This window comes from Photobacterium sp. R1, from assembly GCF_054600795.1.
In genome coordinates this window covers 567,726-585,822 of the sequence record NZ_BAAHZP010000002.1, presented here as the reverse complement: position 1 = coordinate 585,822, position 18,097 = coordinate 567,726, and the positions used below count along the sequence as shown (strand labels likewise).

Genomic DNA, 18,097 nt, shown 5'->3' with positions numbered 1-18,097 from the left:
AGTCGGGCCAGCCGGATGACTGAAGACAGTCCTGCGCTGGCCCTGTCGTGGTTCATTTCACCATCGACGGAGTTTCTGATTCCGGACCAGTGCTTGCCACAGCGGTTTCCGGCATGGTATTGCGCTGGCTGGTTTGCCAGTTGTCTGCAATCCAGATCGGCACTCGGGCAGCCGGCAGGGCGGGTTTGCCCAGAATCTTGTCAGCGGCTTTTTCCGCGACCATGATGGTCGGCGCATTCAGGTTGCCGTTCGGAATGGTCGGGAAGACTGAGGAATCAACCACGCGCAGGTTGTTGATACCGCGGACCTGACAGTCACGGTTCAGCACTGCCATGGCGTCATCATCGCTGCCCATTTTGCAGGTGCAGGACGGGTGATACGCACTTTCGACGTTTTCACGAACCCAGGCATCAATCGCTTCGTCGCTCTGAACGGTTTCCCCCGGCTGGATTTCCTGACCACGATACGCAGACATCGCTGGCTGAGTCAGGATCTCGCGGGTCAGACGAATGGTATCCCGCCAGTCCTGTTTGTCCTGTTCGGTGCTGATGTAGTTAAACTCAATCCCCGGTTTGGCTTTCGGATCGGCAGATTTCACCCAGACGCGGCCACGGCTTTCTGGCTTGTTCGGGCCGACATGGACCTGAAAACCATGACCGTCAAAAGCAGCCTGACCGTCGTAGCGCATGGCGGCCGGCAGGAAGTGATACTGAATGTTGGGCCACTTCAGTCCGGCACGGGAGCGAATGAAAGCGCAGGACTCAAAGTGGTTCGTCGCACCCAGACCATCTTTGAACAGGATCCAGCGTGTGCCGATCAGCCCTTTGCTGATCAGGCCCAGCTTGCTGTTCAGTGTGACTGGCTCTTTGCACTCGTACTGGAAATATACTTCCAGGTGGTCCTGCAGGTTTTCCCCGACCCCCGGCAGATCGTGTCTGACCGGGATCCCGGCATCTTCCAGCACGGCTTTCGGACCGATTCCGGACAGTTGCAGCAGCTGCGGAGAACCGACAGAACCCGCTGACAGAATGACCTCTTTGCGTGCTGAGGCTGTTTGCACTGTTCCGCCACGCTCAAACTCAATGCCGGTTGCCTGCTTGCCTTCCAGCAGCACTTTCCGGCTCAGGACACCAGTCAGAAGCGTCAGGTTGCTGCGTTTCATGGCACGGCGCAGGTAGGCATTCGAGGTCGAGGCACGTACGCCGGAGTCGACCGTCATGTGCATCGGACCGAAGCCTTCCTGCTGATAGCCGTTGTAATCGTCCGTGGCCGGATATCCTGCCTGCTGACCGGCGTCAATAAAGGCCTGATACAGCGGATTGAGTGCCATATCGTTGCCGTTGCAGGTCGCCACCGGACCATTTTCGCCACGGTAAGCATCCTCGCCATCTTTCCAGTTTTCGGCACGACGGAAATACGGCAGGCATTCACGGTAGCTCCAGCCTTCCGCGCCATGTTCAACCCACTCGTCAAAATCGCAGGCATGACCACGGACATAAACCATGCCGTTGATGGATGAGCTGCCGCCCAGCACCTTACCGCGCGGACAGTGCAGCTGACGGCCATCCAGACCAAACTCCGGCTGGGTCTCAAACTGCCAGGCGTATTTGTCGCTGTTCATCGGGTACGACAGTGCCGTTGGCATCTGAATGAAAATACTCTTGTCACTGCCGCCGGCTTCCAGCAGCAGGACCTGATGCTCTCCGCTTGCTGTGAGGCGGTCTGCCAGCACACAACCTGCTGAACCGGCACCGACAATGATGTAATCAAATTCTTGCTTCATGGCGTTCCCTTTACGTCTTTTCGCGTTGGCTTGGAGTGTTTTTTCCAGATACGTGATTACGGGTAAGGGCATTCAAGATCACCCAGCTCAATCAGCACGCTTTTGGTCTGGGTATAGTGGTTCAGCGTTTCCAGGCCGTTTTCACGTCCGATTCCGGAATGTTTGTAGCCGCCAACCGGCATTTCCGCCGGTGAGCCGCCCCAGGTATTGATCCAGCAGATACCGGCCTCAATCCGGGCAATCAGACGATGTGCGCGTGACAGGTTTTGCGTGAAGATACCGGCCGCTAGTCCGTAGTCGGTGTCGTTGGCACGGCGGATCACTTCGTCCTCATCACGGAAGCGCAGCACAGACATCACCGGCCCAAAGATTTCTTCTTTCACTTGCGGCATATCATCGGTGCAGTCGGCAAAAATAGTCGGTGCGACGAAGTTGCCTTTGTCCAGACCGTTTTCCGTGACGCGATGACCACCGGCCAGCAGGCGGGCACCGGATTGTTTTCCGGCTTCAATAAAGCCCAGTACTTTTTCCAGATGCTCCGTAGAGATCAGGGCACCAATTTGGGTGCTGATGTCGCTCGGGTCGCCGACTTTCAGCCGGGCAGTGCGTGCTGCCAGACGATTCAGAAACTCGTCGTAAACAGCATCGTGTACGAAGACGCGGGTGCCGTGAGTACACACTTCGCCCTGAGTGTAGAAATTCGCCATCATGGCAGCGGAAACGGCGTTATCCAGTTGCGCATCATCAAAGACAATCAGCGGTGATTTACCGCCCAGTTCCATCGTGACGTCTTTCAGTGAGCCTGCCGCATCGGCCATCACTTTTTTTCCGGTGCCACATTCACCCGTGAATGATACTTTGGCGATTTCCGGGTGACGGGACAGCATCTGGCCGACGCGGTAGTCGCCCTGAACCACATTAAATACGCCGTCCGGTACTCCGGCTTCGGTAAAGATTTCTGCCAGTTTCAGGGCAGTCAGCGGGGTCTCTTCGGAAGGTTTGAAAATCATGACATTCCCGGCAGCCAGTGCAGGGGCCGATTTCCACATCGCGATTTGAATCGGGTAGTTCCATGCGCCGATCCCGGCACAGATCCCCAGCGGTTCACGGCGGGTATAGAAAAACTGACCGTGGCCGAGATCCTGCTGTTGACCGGAGACACTGGCGGCCAGACCGGCGTAGTACTCAATTACATCCGCACCGGTGACGATGTCGACTTCCAGTGCTTCCTGCAGTGGTTTGCCCGTATCCTGCACTTCAAGTGCAGCCAGTTCATCATTGCGTTCACGCAGTAAAGCAACAGCTTTCATCAGAATCCGGCCGCGTTCCGCACCGCTCATCGCAGACCAGATTGCGAAGCCTTCTTTGGCTGAGGCAATCGCGCGTGCCATGTCAGCTTCTGATGCCTGACCGATCTGAGCGATCACTTCGCCGGTCGCTGGATTGCGGGTTTCGAAGTACTCGCCTGAAGTGGCTTGCGTGGCTTGTCCGTGAATGTACAGGGATGTCATCGTCATACTGCTTCTGTGCTCCTGTGTCATGTCTGACAGGCTGTTTCAGCCTGTGTTCGTGCTGTGAATACTGGTCTTACTGAGACGGTGCCAGCTGTTTTTCCAGATAATCGGTAATGATGGCCTGTGCTTGGGAAGGACTGATACCGCCCGGTGTCAGTGCGCCGCGCAGCCAGATCCCGTCAATCAGCGCTGCGGTGCCCTGAGCGACAAAAATCGCCTTATCAGCGGGCAGCACCTGCTTGAGTTCATATCGCAGATGGGACAGCAGACGCTTTTCGTTCACGCGTTGTAAGCGGTGCAATTGCGGGTCATGCATTGCCTGCGCCCAGAAGGCCAGCCAGGTTTTGACGACCTTGTTATCCACCTGATAGCTGTCGAAATTTCCGGCGACGATGGCTTTGATTCGGCCCGGTACGTCGTGTTTATCGACTCTCGCTAAGTGTTCCATCACGGTGTGAGAGAGCTGGCGCAGGACAGAGCGCATGGTTTCCTCAAGTAAGCCGTGTTTGCCACCGAAATAGTGGTTGATAATGCCGGGTGAAACCCCGGCTTTTTTGCTGATTAGAGCCACGCTCGCACCTGCCAGACCCACTTCATCAATCGCTGCCATGGTGGCGTCGACCAATTGTGGTTTGCGGATTTCCGGCATTCCGATTTTGGGCATGATCTGTCCCTAATTCTTTTTTGATTGAACGTTTAATTAAAAACAAAATGTCACATTGATTGATCAAAGTCAAAAATTGTTTAGGGTTGTAATGTTTAGTTGTGTGTTTATTTTGTTTGAGTAATCAATGTAAACCACTGTTTTTTAGCTGATAACAATGATTTAAACCGTATGAATTTTCCCGTGACATGAAAATTTGATTTGCAGTCAAATCTTTCCCGACTTTGAGTCAAATCTCGATTCTGAAAAAGTTCATAAAAATCACAAACTTTGTTTCTATTTTTGGTGATCGTGACGATTTTTAACTTAGTTTTGACAAATCTTGTCTGCCTGTTTTTGACAATACCTGCGTTTTTTTGCTGACAAAGAAGAGCACCAAAATGCAGAATTCAAGAACACGATGGAAAAAACACTGGCCGTTACTGTTTGCTTTGACGCTGGCCGGATGTGGCGGCGGTGGCAGCTCAACATCAGAAACAGCAGCCCAGGACCGGGAACCTGTCACTGAGAGCAGTGAAACCGGCGGATTACAACCGGATGAATCGAAGAGTTCAGACCCAGTTCAACCGCCAGCCAATACCGTGGCGGATCAGACCATCGAAGTTGATGGAACAACTTACACTGAGCTGGAAAAAGCCGAAGCGGCCATTCAACCTGGCAGCAATGTTGTCATTGGGAATGGTATCTATACCCGGGGTCTGGAGATTCTGCGGGACAATGTGACGGTCACCGGCAGCGGAAACACGCATTTTCGGGGGGCACAGCTGAAGGACAAAGCCACCTTTATTGTGGATGGCGATGATGTTCGGATCGAAAACATCGAGTGCAGTCAGGTTACCGTTCCGGATCAGAACGGGGCTTGTGTGCGTCAGCAAGGTCGCGATCTGGTGTTGTCCCGGGTGTTCTTTCACGACAGTGAGCAAGGGATCCTTTCGGCCCCCGGTACGGGCAATCTGACGATTGAGCACAGCCGGTTTGAACGGTTGGGCAAAGCGGGCCGTGCTCATGCGGTTTACAGTAATAACGATAGTCTGACAATTCGGTACAGCCGTTTTCACAGCTCGAAAGACGAAGGGCATGAAATTAAAAGCCGGGCGCAGCGTACGCTGATTGAATACAGTGAAATTGCATCGATTAACGGCGACGACAGCCGGCTGGTGGATACTCCGAACGGGGGCGAGCTGGTGATCCGGAACAGTGTGCTGGAGCAGGGGCCGAACTCTTCAAACCGTCAGTTAATTGGCTTCGGTCTGGAGTCTACTTATGACGCAACAAAATCGAACCGTGTGACACTGGAAAATAACGTCATTGTGCTGGACCGCCAGGCGGGTAGTCAGTTGCTTGCCCTGCCTTCAGCCGGTGGCTATCAGCAGGATGTCCGTCAAAACGATGTGGTGGGTCAGGCGCCGGTGGATAAAGCGGATTTGATGCCGGAAAATACGTTTTATGAGAGCCGCGCAAAGTATGGTGTGGATGCATTTCCGGCGTTGCCGGATATGGGTTTCTAGCGCTGTTTGACTGAGATTAAAAAAGTGCTGTGAAAATTGGCAAAAAACGTCTAATCCCGGTGAATGACCGGGATTTTTCGTCTTAAAAATCAGAAAACTCCCCATCTGCACGAATGCTACTGTTTTCATTAAGCGGAATGCACCGCCAGTTCCTCGACGAATAACAAAAATGCAGTGGTTAGGCAGGGGTGACATCATGAAAAATGCACATGTCTTTTTATGGGCAATCTCATTATTTGTGCTTGCGGGATGTAACCACAATGACAGCACACCATCGGACAGCAATGCGCCGCCAACTGCCATTCCCGGAGATGGTATCGGTGATAATCCGGGAAATGTGCCGGGGGATGGTCAGACACCCGGTGATGATAACCCGACGCCGGATCCGGGACCGGAACCTGAGCCCCGAGTGGATATTGACGGTCAGCCTCTGCCGGATACGGCAACCAATCCCGACTATGAATCTTACGTTGCCGGACAGCCGGAATACTACACCAGTCTGTCCAGTACTGAGTTCCATAACATTCGCTTCACGAGTGTCGCCACACAGGACAATACCCCGCGGGATAACGAGCTGAGTAATCCTGTGGCCAAACTGGGGCGGGTACTGTTTTATGATGTTCGTTTGTCTGCCAATAATACCGTTTCATGTGCCTCATGCCACCAGCAGGAACATGGCTTTACGGACCCGGCTCAACTGAGCACGGGCTTTGAGGGCGGTCATACACGCCGGAATTCAATGGGGCTGAGCAATGCGAGGTTTTACGATTCCGGCCGGTTCTTCTGGGATGAACGGGCTGCAACCATGGAAGATCAGACCCTGATGCCAATTCAGGATTCCGTGGAAATGGGGATGAATCTGCTCGATCTGGAGACTAAATTAGGCCAGACCAGTTTTTACGGCCCGTTGTTTACAGATGCTTTTGGTGATGAGGCGATTACCAGCGACAGAATCTCCCGGGCATTATCGCAGTTCATGCGTGCCATGGTGAGTTATGAATCGAAATTTGACCTGGCGGTACAGGCTGAGCTGAATAACGATCCGACACCGGTATTGAGTGATCAGGAGCTCAGGGGGCTGGAGTTATTCGATACCTTGAACTGTACCAGCTGCCATACAACCACAGCTTTTGTGCTCGACCGGAATCATAACAACGGCTCTGTCAGCAATAATGACCCGGATCAGGGCGTTGGGGGAAATCTGGCGGGTTTCTTTAAAACCGGTTCGTTACGCAATATTGCGGTAGGCGCACCTTATTTTCATGACGGTCATCTGCCGGATCTGATGTCGGTCGTGGAGTTTTATAACAGTGGCATTAACAATCACACGAATCTGAGCCCGGATCTGCGGGATCGTTTTGGCCGGCCAGTCCGGATGAATCTGTCCCAGGCCGATAAAGCAGCGCTGGTGGCTTTCCTGGAGACTCTGACCGACGAAGGTTTCCTGTCGAATCCGATCTTCAGTGACCCGTTCCCGCCCCCTGAAGAAACGCCGGATGCGTCAACCACGCCTTAACCAGCATGATCAGCATGGTTGAAGCAGCCCGTCCCGCAGAAGAGACGGGCTGCGCCCGGGATTGGGCCGGTATCCGTCAGCCAATCGTTAAAGGTGTTGCCGGATATCGAAGATGAGTTGTCTTCGGACTGGCCAGCAGGTAGGCCAGTGTCAGCGGCCCCAGCCGTCCGGCGAACATCATGAAAATGATGATGCACTCGCCTTCCGGTGACAGTGCTCCGGTGAGTCCCCTGGATAAACCCACGGTTCCTAATGCGGACACCGCCTCAAACACGACATCCAGAAAAGGAGCGTCTTCAGTCAGCGTCAGCAGAAAAATTGAAAGCCACACGGCAGCACAGGAGATCAGGGTGAGTGCCAGTGCTTTCTGGACGGTTCTGGGCTGAATCTGACGCTGGCACAGGTTGATGGCATCCTGCCGCCTGAGAAACTGCACCGTTGCAACCAGCAGTACGACAAAAGTGACAACTTTAATGCCGCTGGCGGTGCTGAGGGAGCCGCCACCGATGAACATCAGCAGTAGCATCAGGACTGTGGTGGCATCTTCCAGTTGATCGATGGGGAGGGTATTGAATCCTGCGGTTCTGGGCGTGACGGCCTGAAACCAGGCGGCCAGCCATTTACCGGACTCAGACAGCGGGGCCAGTGTCGCACTGTTATCCAGTTCGATCCCGTAGATGGCCAGCAGAGCAAAGAGATTGATGAATACCGTCCCCCCGATCATAATCCGGCTGTAGAGACTGAGACGTTGCCAGCGCCGTTGTCGCCACAAGTCCATCCAGACGGTAAAACCCAGACCGCCTGTAATGAAGAGTCCGGTAATCGTCAGGTTCACGACGGGGTCATCAACGTAGGGCATCAGACTGTCCGGGTGAAGCGCAAACCCGGCGTTATTGAATGCAGAAATGGTGTAGAAAAAGCCATGGAACAGGGCCGTTGTCCAGCCCAGTTCAGGTTGCCAGTGCAGGGCGAGAATCAGCATACCGATCGTTTCTGCCGTAAAAGCAAAGATCAGCACAGATTTCGCTGTTGTCACCAGCATGGACGTGTCGGTCTGATTAAATGCTTCTTTGGCGATGTGTTGCTGAAGAAAGCCGATTTTTCCGCCTAGTGCAATCAGCGTGACGACGGCAAATGTCATGATGCCAAGGCCACCCAGCTGAATCAGTAATGCAATGATGATTTGGCCGAACAACGTGAAGGTACTGCCGGTATCGACAACGACCAAACCTGTCACCGTTACTGCTGAGGTGGCCGTAAACAGGCTCTGCAGCCAGCTGATAGGCGCTGTGGTTGCGAAGGGCAATTTTAGCAGTATTGCGCCGGACAGAATCAGCAGCAAAAAACAGCCCGATAAAATCACGGGTGGCGCGGCTTGTATTTTGACGGCCGCTTTGGGTTTTCTCTCCAGCGGAGAGACAGCAGGGTGCCATTGGATCATTGTGTTATACCAGTCTGGGTGCCAGCGCTGCTAAAGCCTGACGGTGCCCGCTTAATAAAAGAATATCTTTTTCAAATAAAGCCATATCATGATCAATGACCGTAATATTTTCTTTTCCGCGTTTAATTAATAACGGTCGAATACTGTCGCCCAATCCTTTGATTAAATTTCCAATTGTAAATGTCCGGTGTTTTTCCTGAAGATGAACTTCAACAATATATTGGTCATGACCCAGAGAAATATAATTATTAATCATCGGGTAATGTAAGGCCTGCGCGACCCGGACTCCCATCTCTTCCTCCGGATGAATAATACGGGTGACACCCAGTTTTGAGACGATCGCATGGTGTGCCACGGTATTGGCTTTCACCCATAAAGCTTTGACTCCCAGTTTTTTCAGACATAAAGTGCAGAGCAGACTGGCTTCCATATCTTTACCGATCGCAACCAGAACCGCTTCACTGTTTCCTAAATTTAATTCTCTTAATGCGTTCTCATCCGTCGCGTCGCAAATCACGGTCTGGGTGAGTTCTGAAATATATTTTTCTGCAATTTTTTCATTGAGATCAATACCAGTCACGGTATGACCCAAATGAATCAGTTCCAGACTTGCAGCCACACCAAAGCGACCGAGTCCAATGACGGTAAAATGTGCCATATTGTTTCTCTTTATGTTTGGATGAAACGAAATGAATTACATGGAAGTTTCAGTTATTTCCTAATAAGCGATAACCAACCCCGGGTTCTGTTTGAATATATGTCGGATTGTCTGCATCATCCTGAAGTTTTTTTCTCAGATGGCTGACAAAATTACGTAAGTAATGGGTATCTTCTGCGTGGGTATTCCCCCAGATTGTGACCAGCAATTCTTTCTGTGTGACTAAACATCCCCGCCGTTCGGCCAGCATGTGCAGCAGCCTGAACTCTTTTTTCGATAATGAGAGCTGATTCCCGTGCAGGTAGACCTGATGGTTTTGACTGTCAATCTGCAATCCCTGAAAGTTCATCACATGAGCCTCAGTCGCCGCCTGGCGCAGCTGGCTGAAATCGCGAAGCAGAACATTGATACGGGCAATCAGGGTTCTGATGCTGAACGGCTTACACAAATAATCATTAGCCCCGGCGTCCAGAAGTTTAATCATTTCATCTTCTTCATCCCGGGCGGTCAGCACCAGTATCGGGACCAGGCTGGTTTCTCTGATCGTCTTCAGCAGCTCATACCCATCGACGTCCGGCAGTCCGAGGTCGAGAATGATCAGCTCCGGTTGAGACTGGCGGAACAGGTTTAGTCCTTCAGCACCGGTTCCGGCACCCGCGTAGCTGAATCCTTCGGCTTTGAGGGAGATCCGGATGAAACGTTGGATTTCAGGTTCATCATCAATCACCAGAATCTGTGCAAGCATGATCAGTTTCCTTCAGCCACGGGCAGAGTAATCCGGACGGTACAGCCAGTCTTCGTCGGTAGCATTTCAACGTCACCGCTGTGTGCATGGATGATCCCCTGACTGACGGTTAAGCCCAAACCTGCGCCGCCTTCCCCGCGGTCGCCTTTGCGGGAAGAGTAAAATAATTCAAAGACCCGGCGGCGATGTGTATCGGTCAGGGGGCTGCCCTGATTCTCGATATCGATTTGCAGGCTCTGATTGGCAGACCGGACTTTGACATTGACCGGCGAGCCGGGAAGTCCGTATTTCAGGGCATTATCCAGAATATTGTGGATGGCCTGCTCGAACAGGGAAGCCCGAATGGCAACTTCAGGTAACGGTGTTGCTGCACTCAGTTGAATGCGGGCCGGGTCAACCCGGTCTATCAGTGCCCGGAGCACTGGAAGGACAGGCTGAATGTCCGTTTGCATGGCAAGTTTTCCGTGCTGAATCCGTGTCGCCTGAAGCAGATTTTCGATATACCGGTGCAGGCGATGGCTTTCTTCAATGGCGGCCTGTAACAGCTCGTCCTGTTCTTCCTGTGCCAGACGTGACTGGTAATCCTTCAGCGTGCTGAGATTACCGAGAATGCCTGCAAGCGGTGTTCGCAGGTCATGGGACACAGAAAGCAGGATACTGCTTCGTAACTCTGCCTGTTCAAGCGCCTGGCGTTGCTGTCTGTATTTGATCGCCAGATGGCTGGTTAAAATGGCGATCAGCAGGAAAACCATCAGATTGAAAATGTCTGATGCATTGGACATCTGCAGTGAAAATCTGGGCTCAGTGAAAAAATAATTGAAGCACAATGCGCCTGCCAGACCAGCAAATAATGAATCAAAGCGGGTCGAGAACAGGGCTACAACTACCACCCCTAACTGTAGGATCAGCAAAATACCGATCTGAGTTGCCAGGAGGGTATTCAGTCCGTAGGCAGCACCGACCGCGAGCGTCATCACAGACGATGGCAGGAATAATTGTCTGATTTTTTCAGGTTGCAGAATCTGGTGCCAAAAACTCATAGGATAAACAGCTGATGAGGAAATCTTGTGTTCACTGTAACGAAAAATGCATCAGATTGGGCGTAAAAAAAACGTCATTTTTTCTTTTTTCTCATGTGGTTATGAAAGCGTTTCCTTGCAGGTTAATCGTGAGCTGCCTGCCGTGCCGGGGGATAACAGACGCAAAAAAACCAGCCCTGAGGCTGGTTGAATGTTTGAAAGTCAGTGAAGGCCAGTTCGAGTATTGGCTTATTTCACCAAGACTGCTTCCGGCGCCGATTCTTCCAGATCGCAGCCAATGAAGCCGCCGGTCTGATGGGCCCAAAGATGGGCGTATATGCCGTTCTGGCTCAGCAGTTCCTGATGGCTGCCCTGTTCGATGATCTGGCCGTTGTCGATCACAATCAGGCGGTCCATGGCGGCAATGGTCGACAGACGGTGTGCAATCGCGATGACGGTTTTGCCTTCCATCAGCTGATATAAGCTTTCCTGAATGGCCGCTTCGACTTCAGAATCCAGCGCGGAAGTGGCTTCGTCCATCACCAGAATCGGTGCATCTTTCAGCAGGACCCGGGAAATTGCAATCCGCTGACGCTGCCCGCCGGAGAGCTTCACGCCCCGCTCACCGACCTGTGCATCGTAGCCGACGTTGCCGTGCGGGTCAGACAGCGTTTCAATGAACTCATGGGCGTGCGCCTGACGGGTTGCGGCCAGCAATTCAGCTTCGCTGGCTTCCGGTTTACCGTACAGAATATTTTCACGAATCGAGCGGTGCAGCAGGGATGTGTCCTGCGTGATCATACCGATATTGCTGCGCAGGGAATCCTGGGTGACGTGGGCGATATCCTGCCCGTCAATGCGAATGGTGCCGGATTCCAGATCGTGGAAGCGCAGCAACAGGTTCACCAGCGTCGATTTACCGGCACCGGAGCGGCCCACCACGCCAACTTTCTCGCCGGGTTTGATGTGCAGGGATAACTGTTCAATAACGCCTTTGGCTTTATCGCCGTAGTGGAAACTGATGTTATCGAACTCAATGCCGCCTCGTGTGACTGCCAGCGGACTGGCATTGTCTTTATCTTCGATGCTTACGGGTTTAGACAGCGTTTTCATGCCGTCGACAACCGTCCCCAGGTTTTCAAACAGCGCGCCGATTTCCCACATAATCCATTTCGACATGCCCTGAACCCGCAGCGCGATACTGATCCCCACCGCGATGACACCGACGGTCACCGCACTGTTCATCCATAACGTGATGGACACCGTTGCAATGACAAACAGCAGCAGGTAGTTGATTGCATCCACACTCAGAATGAGCTTGGTCGCTAGACGCATCTGGCGGTACACGGTATCCAGAAAGCCTTTCATGCTCTCTTCAGCGTATTCTGTTTCGCGGTTGGTATGGGAAAAGAGTTTGACCGTGGTGATGTTTGTATAACTGTCGACAATCCGTCCGGTCATGGAGGAACGGGCGTCGGCCTGCTCGGTGGCGATGGCTTTCATTTTCGGTACAAAATAAAACTGAATCCCAATATAGGCCAGCAGCCAGACCACAATCGGCACCATCATCACAAGGTCCGCACTGGCCATCATCACAATCATGGCCGTGAAATACACACTGATGTAAACCAGCACATCCACCAGTTTCATCACGGTTTCCCTGACGGCCAGGGACGTCTGCATCACTTTGGTTGCCAGTCGCCCTGCAAAATCATCCTGATAGAAAGAAACACTCTGACGCAGCAGATAACGGTGTGCCAGCCAGCGGATGGACATCGGGTAATTGCCCAGCAGGCTTTGGTGCATAATTAAGGAATGCGCGAGTGCAAGTGAAGGGATCACCACAACCACCAGCAGGCCCATCGTCCACAGCTTGCCGCTTTCTTCCGTCAAAAAAGTGTCGGGAGAATGCTGAGCCAGAAGATCAACCAACTGACCCATAAAACCCAGCAGCGACACTTCAACAATGGCAATGCAGGCGCTCAGCACAGACATGATAATTAATGGCCAGCCGAACCCCCGGGTATAAAAGCGGCAAAACGCAAACAGGCTTCCCGGGGGTTGCCGGGGCATTTCGTCCGGGAAGGGAGCCGTGAGTCTCTCAAAAAACTTGAACATAAATGATTGATTCCAAATGTGTAAGTAATTCAGATGTCGCTGATAGGAATATCCGCAAGTGAGCGGAAAGTATTGAAAGTTTTGGGCTGTTCGCCCTAGTCTGTATTTGTTAACTGTTGTCAGCGAGACTTAAAAAATCAGTATTTAGATAATGATGCACGAGTTCAATGAATGCAAAGTGAATGGAACTGAAAATAATGGATAATCAGTCATTACAGATCGTTTCATTGCGGTCCGGGATGGAACATCGCAGTGACAGCGTGCTGGATATCAGTCTGCGTGGCGGGCAGCATCTGGCGTTGTCCGGTCGTTCAGGCAGTGGAAAGTCCAGTCTGCTGAAAGTGCTCGCGGGTCTGTTGCCTGCGCAATCGGGCTACTTTTCCTGGCAGAGTGAAGTGATTCAACCCGGTAATTTACGCTGGTGGCGCCAGCAATTTTGTTATCTGCCTCAGTCCCCTGTGATGGGCGCTGAAACACTGGCTGAGGCGATTCGTTTGCCGTGGCGGCTGAAAGCGGTCAATGGCGGGATGCCTGATGACAATGCCTGCTGTGAAAGTCTGCGGTCACTGGACATCCGGCATGATTTGGACAAAGCAGTGGCTGAACTGTCCGGCGGAGAACAGCAGCGGGTCGCCATCGTACGTGCGTTGTTGATGGAGCGGCCGGTCTGGCTGATGGATGAACCTACATCGGCGCTGGATCATACCAGCCGGGATATGGTGATGGCCTTGCTGGCGGCAAAGTCGCTGACCTGTGTGTCGGTTTCACATGACCCGCACTGGCTGGAACGCGCGGATCAGGTTGTCGACATGGGGGAGCGCCATGGATAGTGCGGTCAGTCTTTCTAATTTATCGCTGGCGGCTTTTTATCTGCTGTTGCTGCTGCCGTTGGGGGTGTTTTACCGTTGGCGGCTGGGTCTGAGCAAAGTGGCTGTCATCTCAGTATTGCGGATGACATTACAGCTTGCCGTTGTCGGGATATACCTGCAAACCCTGTTCAGTTTTCAGCATCTGGGACTGAATCTGTTATGGCTGAGTGTGATGGTGCTGGTGGCTGGTTTCAGTATCTGCCGCCGTTCGGGGGTGCCGCTGGGAAAAGCAACAGTTGCCGTGATCGTTGGCTTGCTGGTCAGTTTGCTGGTGGTGTTGCCCCCGATGCTGATTGGCTTGATTCATGCGGATCCCTGGTGGCAGGCGCAGTATCTGATCCCGGTGTCCGGAATGCTTCTGGGAAATGCACTGACAGCCAATGTACTGGCGCTGGAACGCTGGTATAGCAGCCTGAAAGAGAAAAATAATGAGTACCAGTTTTATCTGGCGATGGGAGCTCCGCACCCGATGCTGCCTTTTCAGCGCGAAGCCGTTAAAGCGGCCCTGACGCCGCAGCTGGCCAGCATGAGTACGCTCGGGATTGTCGCCTTACCCGGAATGATGACGGGCCAGATCCTTGGCGGCACCGAACCGATTCTGGCGGTGAAATATCAGATCGCGATCATGATTGCCATTCTGGTGGCGGTGGCGGCCAGTGTGGCTACCACCCTGAGTGTGATTCGCCGGTTCGCCTTTGATCGCTATGGCCAGCTAAAGCTTTAAGGTGCCAGCTGGTCCTCAAGCCAGCGGATAAAACAGTCAATCGCTGCGGACTGCCGGTGGCGGATCAGGTAATAACCGGCATTGGCGGGCAGCGGCGAAAACGGGGAAACCAGTTTGCCTTTACTGACGTCGTCTCCGATCAGGGCCTGCCGGGCCATCGCCACACCCAGTCCGGCTTCTGCGGCCGCCATGGCCATGTCGGTGCGGTTGAAGAAATGTCCGCGTCGGCTGTCCGCCGAAATCTGCATCGCATCGAACCAGTAACGCCATTCGGTGTCCCGTTCGGCATTTCGCCAGGGCATGGCATCATGCAACAGGGTGGCGGCTTTCCAGGCCTGCGGTTGCTGCCAGTTGAATTTCGCCTGATAGTCCGGACTCATGACCGGTAACAGGAATTCAGCCAGCAGCAGGCTGGTCTGGCTGTCCATCTGAATGTCATCATCCCGCCGATAATCAATCACCAGATCGCAGTCGGTATTCTGGCTGTCGACCAGTGCGCCGTCGGCAAAGGTCTGGACGTTGATTTCCGGAAATTGCTGATAGAAATCATGCAGTCTGGGGACCAGCCATTTGAAAGCGAATGAGGGGGTGAGTTTCAGCCGGATTTCCCCTTCAGCCTGCAGCCCTGGTTGCAGCGCATGAATGACGGCTTCTATCTCTTGCAAGCTGCGATGAACAACCTGGTAGAGCTGCTGACCCTGCTCTGTCAGGGTAATTCCCCGTGCGTGACGCAAAAACACCGCAAAGCCGAGCTGTTGCTCCAGTTGCCGGATCTGCTGGCTGACCGCGCCTGTCGTGACATGTAATTCCGTGGCTGCACGGGTGAAGCTTTGTGTTCTGGCGGCGATATTAAAGGTTGCCAGGGCAGCCAGTACACTACCTTTTACAGCAGACATGGTTTTTTCTCCGGGTTGCACTCAGATATTTTCAGCCAGCCTTGAACGATGAGTGTTTAGTTTGGCTAAAGGCTGTTGTTAATAATTATCGATTGTTAACCCGGTGTAAATACCGCAATCTGCGCTTTATTTCCTGTGACCCGTAATTGTTCAGAAAAGAGAGTAAATGATGGAAGTGATTGTATTGGGAAGTGGTGTCGTCGGGCTGACATCAGCCTGGTATCTGGCTCAGAACGGCCATCAGGTGACGGTGATTGATCGTCAGTCCCGCAGCGCCGAAGAAACCAGTTTTGCCAATGCCGGTCAGATCTCCTACGGCTACTCTTCTCCCTGGGCTGCCCCCGGGATCCCCGCCAAAGCGATGAAATGGCTGGTTCAGAAGCATGCCCCGCTGAAGATCAAACCTTCGCTGTCGGCGGATCTGTACAGATGGATGGGAAAAATGCTGGCGAACTGTAATTACGTCAGCTATCAGCGGAATAAATCCCGGATGCTGCGGGTGGCGAACTACAGCCGTGAATGTCTGATCGAATTGCGCAAACATCATGCTTTGAGTTATGAAGGCCGTCAGCAGGGCACCTTGCAATTGCTGCGGACTCAGGCACAGCTTGATGCGGTCGGCAAAGACATTCAGGTTCTGGAAGAAAGCGGGATTCAGTACGAGCTGCTGGATGTTGAAGGATGTATCCGGGCCGAGCCTGCACTGGCAAAAGTGCGGGAGAAAGTTGCGGGTGGCTTGCGTCTGCCGAATGATGAAACCGGAGATTGCTATAAGTTTTGTCAGCAATTGACTGCACTGGCAGAACAGGCGGGCGTGAAATTTGCCTTTAACACTCAAATTCATGGGCTGCGCCACGAACATGGCCTGATTGTTGCCGTCGACACCGATAAAGGTGAGTTCAAAGCGGACGCTTACGTGGTGGCGATGGGCAGCTATTCAACGGCTATGCTGTCGACCCTGGGCTTACAGTTACCGGTGTATCCGGTCAAAGGTTACTCACTGACCATGCCGCTGAAAGACAGTGACGGCGCGCCGGTTTCTACGGTGATCGATGAAACTTATAAAGTCGCGATGACCCGTTTTGACGATCGGATCCGGGTGGCGGGTACTGCGGAACTGGCGGGTTTCAACCTGCACCTGACCGAACAGCGAAAAGAAACGATCGCGATGGTTGTTGATGATCTTTTCCCGGAAGGCGGCGATCTGAACAAAGCGGAATACTGGACCGGATTACGTCCGATGACGCCGGACGGTACGCCCGTGATCGGAAAAACCCCCTTTGAGAATCTGTATACCAATACGGGGCATGGCACATTGGGATGGACAATGGCTTGTGGCTCCGGTCGTTTGCTGGCTGATATTGTCAGTGGGAACGATACAGATATCGATACTGATGGGCTGTCGATTCACCGTTATCTGCACAACACACGTTAAACCTTCTTTTCTGGTTCCGGTCAGCGAATTGCTGGCCGGATGATCCTGCCAGTTTTCTTCCTGATTCTGACAGCGGGTGGCCATTTCCCCGCATTTGCTGCCAAGCAGCCGTTCTGCAGTGAAAGACTGCTCTCACAAACTTCAGCGAATCAATCACATCGTATTGAATATAAATCGTAGATATGAGACGGGTTGTAGTATATGTTTACCGCCAACCATAGTCTTTTGCCGAATCACATGTGGGTTTCACAGGGTAAATAAAGCAAGGTTACCCGCCGCACTATTTCAGGAAGAACAGGAGTGGTGTGTTGAAAGATTACCAATGCGTGCTGTATCGAAGGACAAAGGGTTCGCATTGAAAGGTTCGGCACATTGAGAAGCCAAAAGAAAATCAGGAAAGAAAAGTCCATGAATAAACGTTACGTTATGCCTGCCGGTGTGGCATTACTATTAACCCTTTCTGGGTGCTCTGCGATCAGTGAAGAAGAGTGCCGGTTGGGAGACTGGTATCAGATTGGTCTGGTGGATGGTCAGAGCGGTAAGAAAAGCTATGCTGCGACTTACAGTGAAGAATGCGCAGAATATGGCGTCACGGTTGACTTAAAAACGTATCTGGATGGCCGAAAAGAAGGGCTGAAGACTTACTGCACTTATGAAAATGGCACGCTTGTCGGTCAGGCAAATCAGAGCTACGAGAATGTTTGCCCGGCTGATTCAGCGAAGGAGTTTCTGTCTGGGTATACCCCATACCACAATCTGGCCGAAGCCAGATCGAGACTGAGTTCGATTGAAAGTACTGTGAACAGCTACAAAGAAAAACTGGGTGACACACAGCTTTCGAAAGACGATAAAAAAATGTTCAAAGCATCCCTGAAGTCTGCGAAATCGTCTCAGGAACGTGCAGAGTTTGAAGTCAACCGCTTTGAATATGAACTGGCGATTCATAAAATTGACCGTGAGATCGGTCAGATTCATCAACAGCTGACAGTTGATAATATCTCCGATGCACAAAAATCAATGCTGAATCAACGGCTGGTGAAACTAAACGATAAACGTAAATTCTATGACACCTTGTCGACAACAGAAAACACGATTCAGAATATTAAGAACATTGCTGATATGTTCTGATCGGTTGATTGAGTCTGCACACTGAGTTTTGCTGACGGAACAGGGACCACACATATGGTTTCTGTTCCGTTTTGTTTTG

The 18,097-nt window shown here is 52.4% G+C and carries 15 protein-coding genes; 6 read left to right on the top strand and 9 right to left on the bottom strand.

Annotated elements, in window-relative coordinates; translation table 11 throughout:
- Nucleotides 1-52: 52 nt before the first annotated feature.
- The 3 genes from betA to betI form a co-directional block, all read right to left on the bottom strand.
- On the bottom strand, nt 53-1,783 hold the full coding sequence (betA, locus tag ACYP03_RS05670) for a choline dehydrogenase (protein WP_459778791.1): 1,731 nt from the start codon (nt 1,781-1,783) through the stop codon (nt 53-55).
- Nucleotides 1,784-1,839: 56 nt separating this feature from the next.
- The gene (gene betB / locus ACYP03_RS05665) at nt 1,840-3,300 is read right to left on the bottom strand and encodes a betaine-aldehyde dehydrogenase (protein ID WP_459778790.1); all 1,461 of its coding nucleotides are present in this window, start codon (nt 3,298-3,300) and stop codon (nt 1,840-1,842) included.
- A 70-nt stretch (nt 3,301-3,370) separates the two neighbouring features.
- Complete coding sequence (gene betI, locus ACYP03_RS05660; protein WP_248142803.1) at nt 3,371-3,961, bottom strand: transcriptional regulator BetI; 591 nt, start codon at nt 3,959-3,961, stop codon at nt 3,371-3,373.
- 380 nt (nt 3,962-4,341) lie between these two features.
- Here betI and ACYP03_RS05655 point away from each other — a divergent pair, with 380 nt between their 5' ends.
- The gene (locus ACYP03_RS05655) at nt 4,342-5,469 is read left to right on the top strand and encodes a right-handed parallel beta-helix repeat-containing protein (protein ID WP_330961031.1); all 1,128 of its coding nucleotides are present in this window, start codon (nt 4,342-4,344) and stop codon (nt 5,467-5,469) included.
- Nucleotides 5,470-5,665: 196 nt separating this feature from the next.
- Nucleotides 5,666-6,985, top strand: coding sequence for a cytochrome-c peroxidase (locus ACYP03_RS05650; RefSeq protein ID WP_459778789.1), 1,320 nt, complete (start codon nt 5,666-5,668; stop codon nt 6,983-6,985).
- A gap of 76 nt (nt 6,986-7,061) precedes the next feature.
- On the opposite strand, the gene ACYP03_RS05645 is transcribed toward ACYP03_RS05650, so the two are convergent.
- The 5 genes from ACYP03_RS05645 to ACYP03_RS05625 form a co-directional block, all read right to left on the bottom strand.
- Complete coding sequence (locus ACYP03_RS05645) at nt 7,062-8,426, bottom strand: TrkH family potassium uptake protein (protein ID WP_459778788.1); 1,365 nt, start codon at nt 8,424-8,426, stop codon at nt 7,062-7,064.
- A 4-nt stretch (nt 8,427-8,430) separates the two neighbouring features.
- The gene (locus ACYP03_RS05640) at nt 8,431-9,084 is read right to left on the bottom strand and encodes a potassium channel family protein (RefSeq protein ID WP_248142799.1); all 654 of its coding nucleotides are present in this window, start codon (nt 9,082-9,084) and stop codon (nt 8,431-8,433) included.
- 49 nt (nt 9,085-9,133) lie between these two features.
- The gene (locus ACYP03_RS05635) at nt 9,134-9,829 is read right to left on the bottom strand and encodes a response regulator transcription factor (protein ID WP_330961034.1); all 696 of its coding nucleotides are present in this window, start codon (nt 9,827-9,829) and stop codon (nt 9,134-9,136) included.
- Between the two features lie 2 nt (nt 9,830-9,831).
- Nucleotides 9,832-10,869, bottom strand: a complete 1,038-nt coding sequence (locus tag ACYP03_RS05630) for a sensor histidine kinase (RefSeq protein WP_248142797.1) — start codon at nt 10,867-10,869, stop codon at nt 9,832-9,834.
- Between the two features lie 228 nt (nt 10,870-11,097).
- Nucleotides 11,098-12,966 (bottom strand): ABC transporter ATP-binding protein, encoded by a 1,869-nt coding sequence (locus ACYP03_RS05625; RefSeq protein ID WP_248142796.1) that lies wholly within the window; start codon nt 12,964-12,966, stop codon nt 11,098-11,100.
- Between the two features lie 182 nt (nt 12,967-13,148).
- On the opposite strand from ACYP03_RS05625, the gene ACYP03_RS05620 reads away from it, so the two are divergent.
- Both ACYP03_RS05620 and ACYP03_RS05615 read left to right on the top strand, forming a co-directional pair.
- Nucleotides 13,149-13,796: an ABC transporter ATP-binding protein gene (locus tag ACYP03_RS05620; RefSeq protein WP_330961036.1), complete on the top strand. Its 648-nt coding sequence runs from the start codon at nt 13,149-13,151 to the stop codon at nt 13,794-13,796.
- Nucleotides 13,789-14,559 carry an ABC transporter permease gene (locus tag ACYP03_RS05615; RefSeq protein ID WP_459778787.1) on the top strand — a complete coding sequence of 257 codons (771 nt, stop codon included), beginning with the start codon at nt 13,789-13,791 and terminating at the stop codon, nt 14,557-14,559. Before ACYP03_RS05620 ends, ACYP03_RS05615 begins: the two co-directional genes overlap by 8 nt.
- On the opposite strand, the gene ACYP03_RS05610 is transcribed toward ACYP03_RS05615, so the two are convergent.
- Nucleotides 14,556-15,455, bottom strand: coding sequence for a LysR substrate-binding domain-containing protein (locus ACYP03_RS05610; RefSeq protein ID WP_330961038.1), 900 nt, complete (start codon nt 15,453-15,455; stop codon nt 14,556-14,558). The genes ACYP03_RS05615 and ACYP03_RS05610 overlap by 4 nt on opposite strands.
- A 169-nt stretch (nt 15,456-15,624) precedes the next feature.
- Here ACYP03_RS05610 and ACYP03_RS05605 point away from each other — a divergent pair, with 169 nt between their 5' ends.
- Together ACYP03_RS05605 and ACYP03_RS05600 are read left to right on the top strand one after the other, a co-directional pair.
- The gene (locus tag ACYP03_RS05605) at nt 15,625-16,890 is read left to right on the top strand and encodes a D-amino acid dehydrogenase (protein WP_459778827.1); all 1,266 of its coding nucleotides are present in this window, start codon (nt 15,625-15,627) and stop codon (nt 16,888-16,890) included.
- A gap of 408 nt (nt 16,891-17,298) precedes the next feature.
- Nucleotides 17,299-18,018 (top strand): DUF2799 domain-containing protein, encoded by a 720-nt coding sequence (locus ACYP03_RS05600; RefSeq protein ID WP_248142792.1) that lies wholly within the window; start codon nt 17,299-17,301, stop codon nt 18,016-18,018.
- The last annotated feature ends 79 nt before the right edge of the window (nt 18,019-18,097 follow it).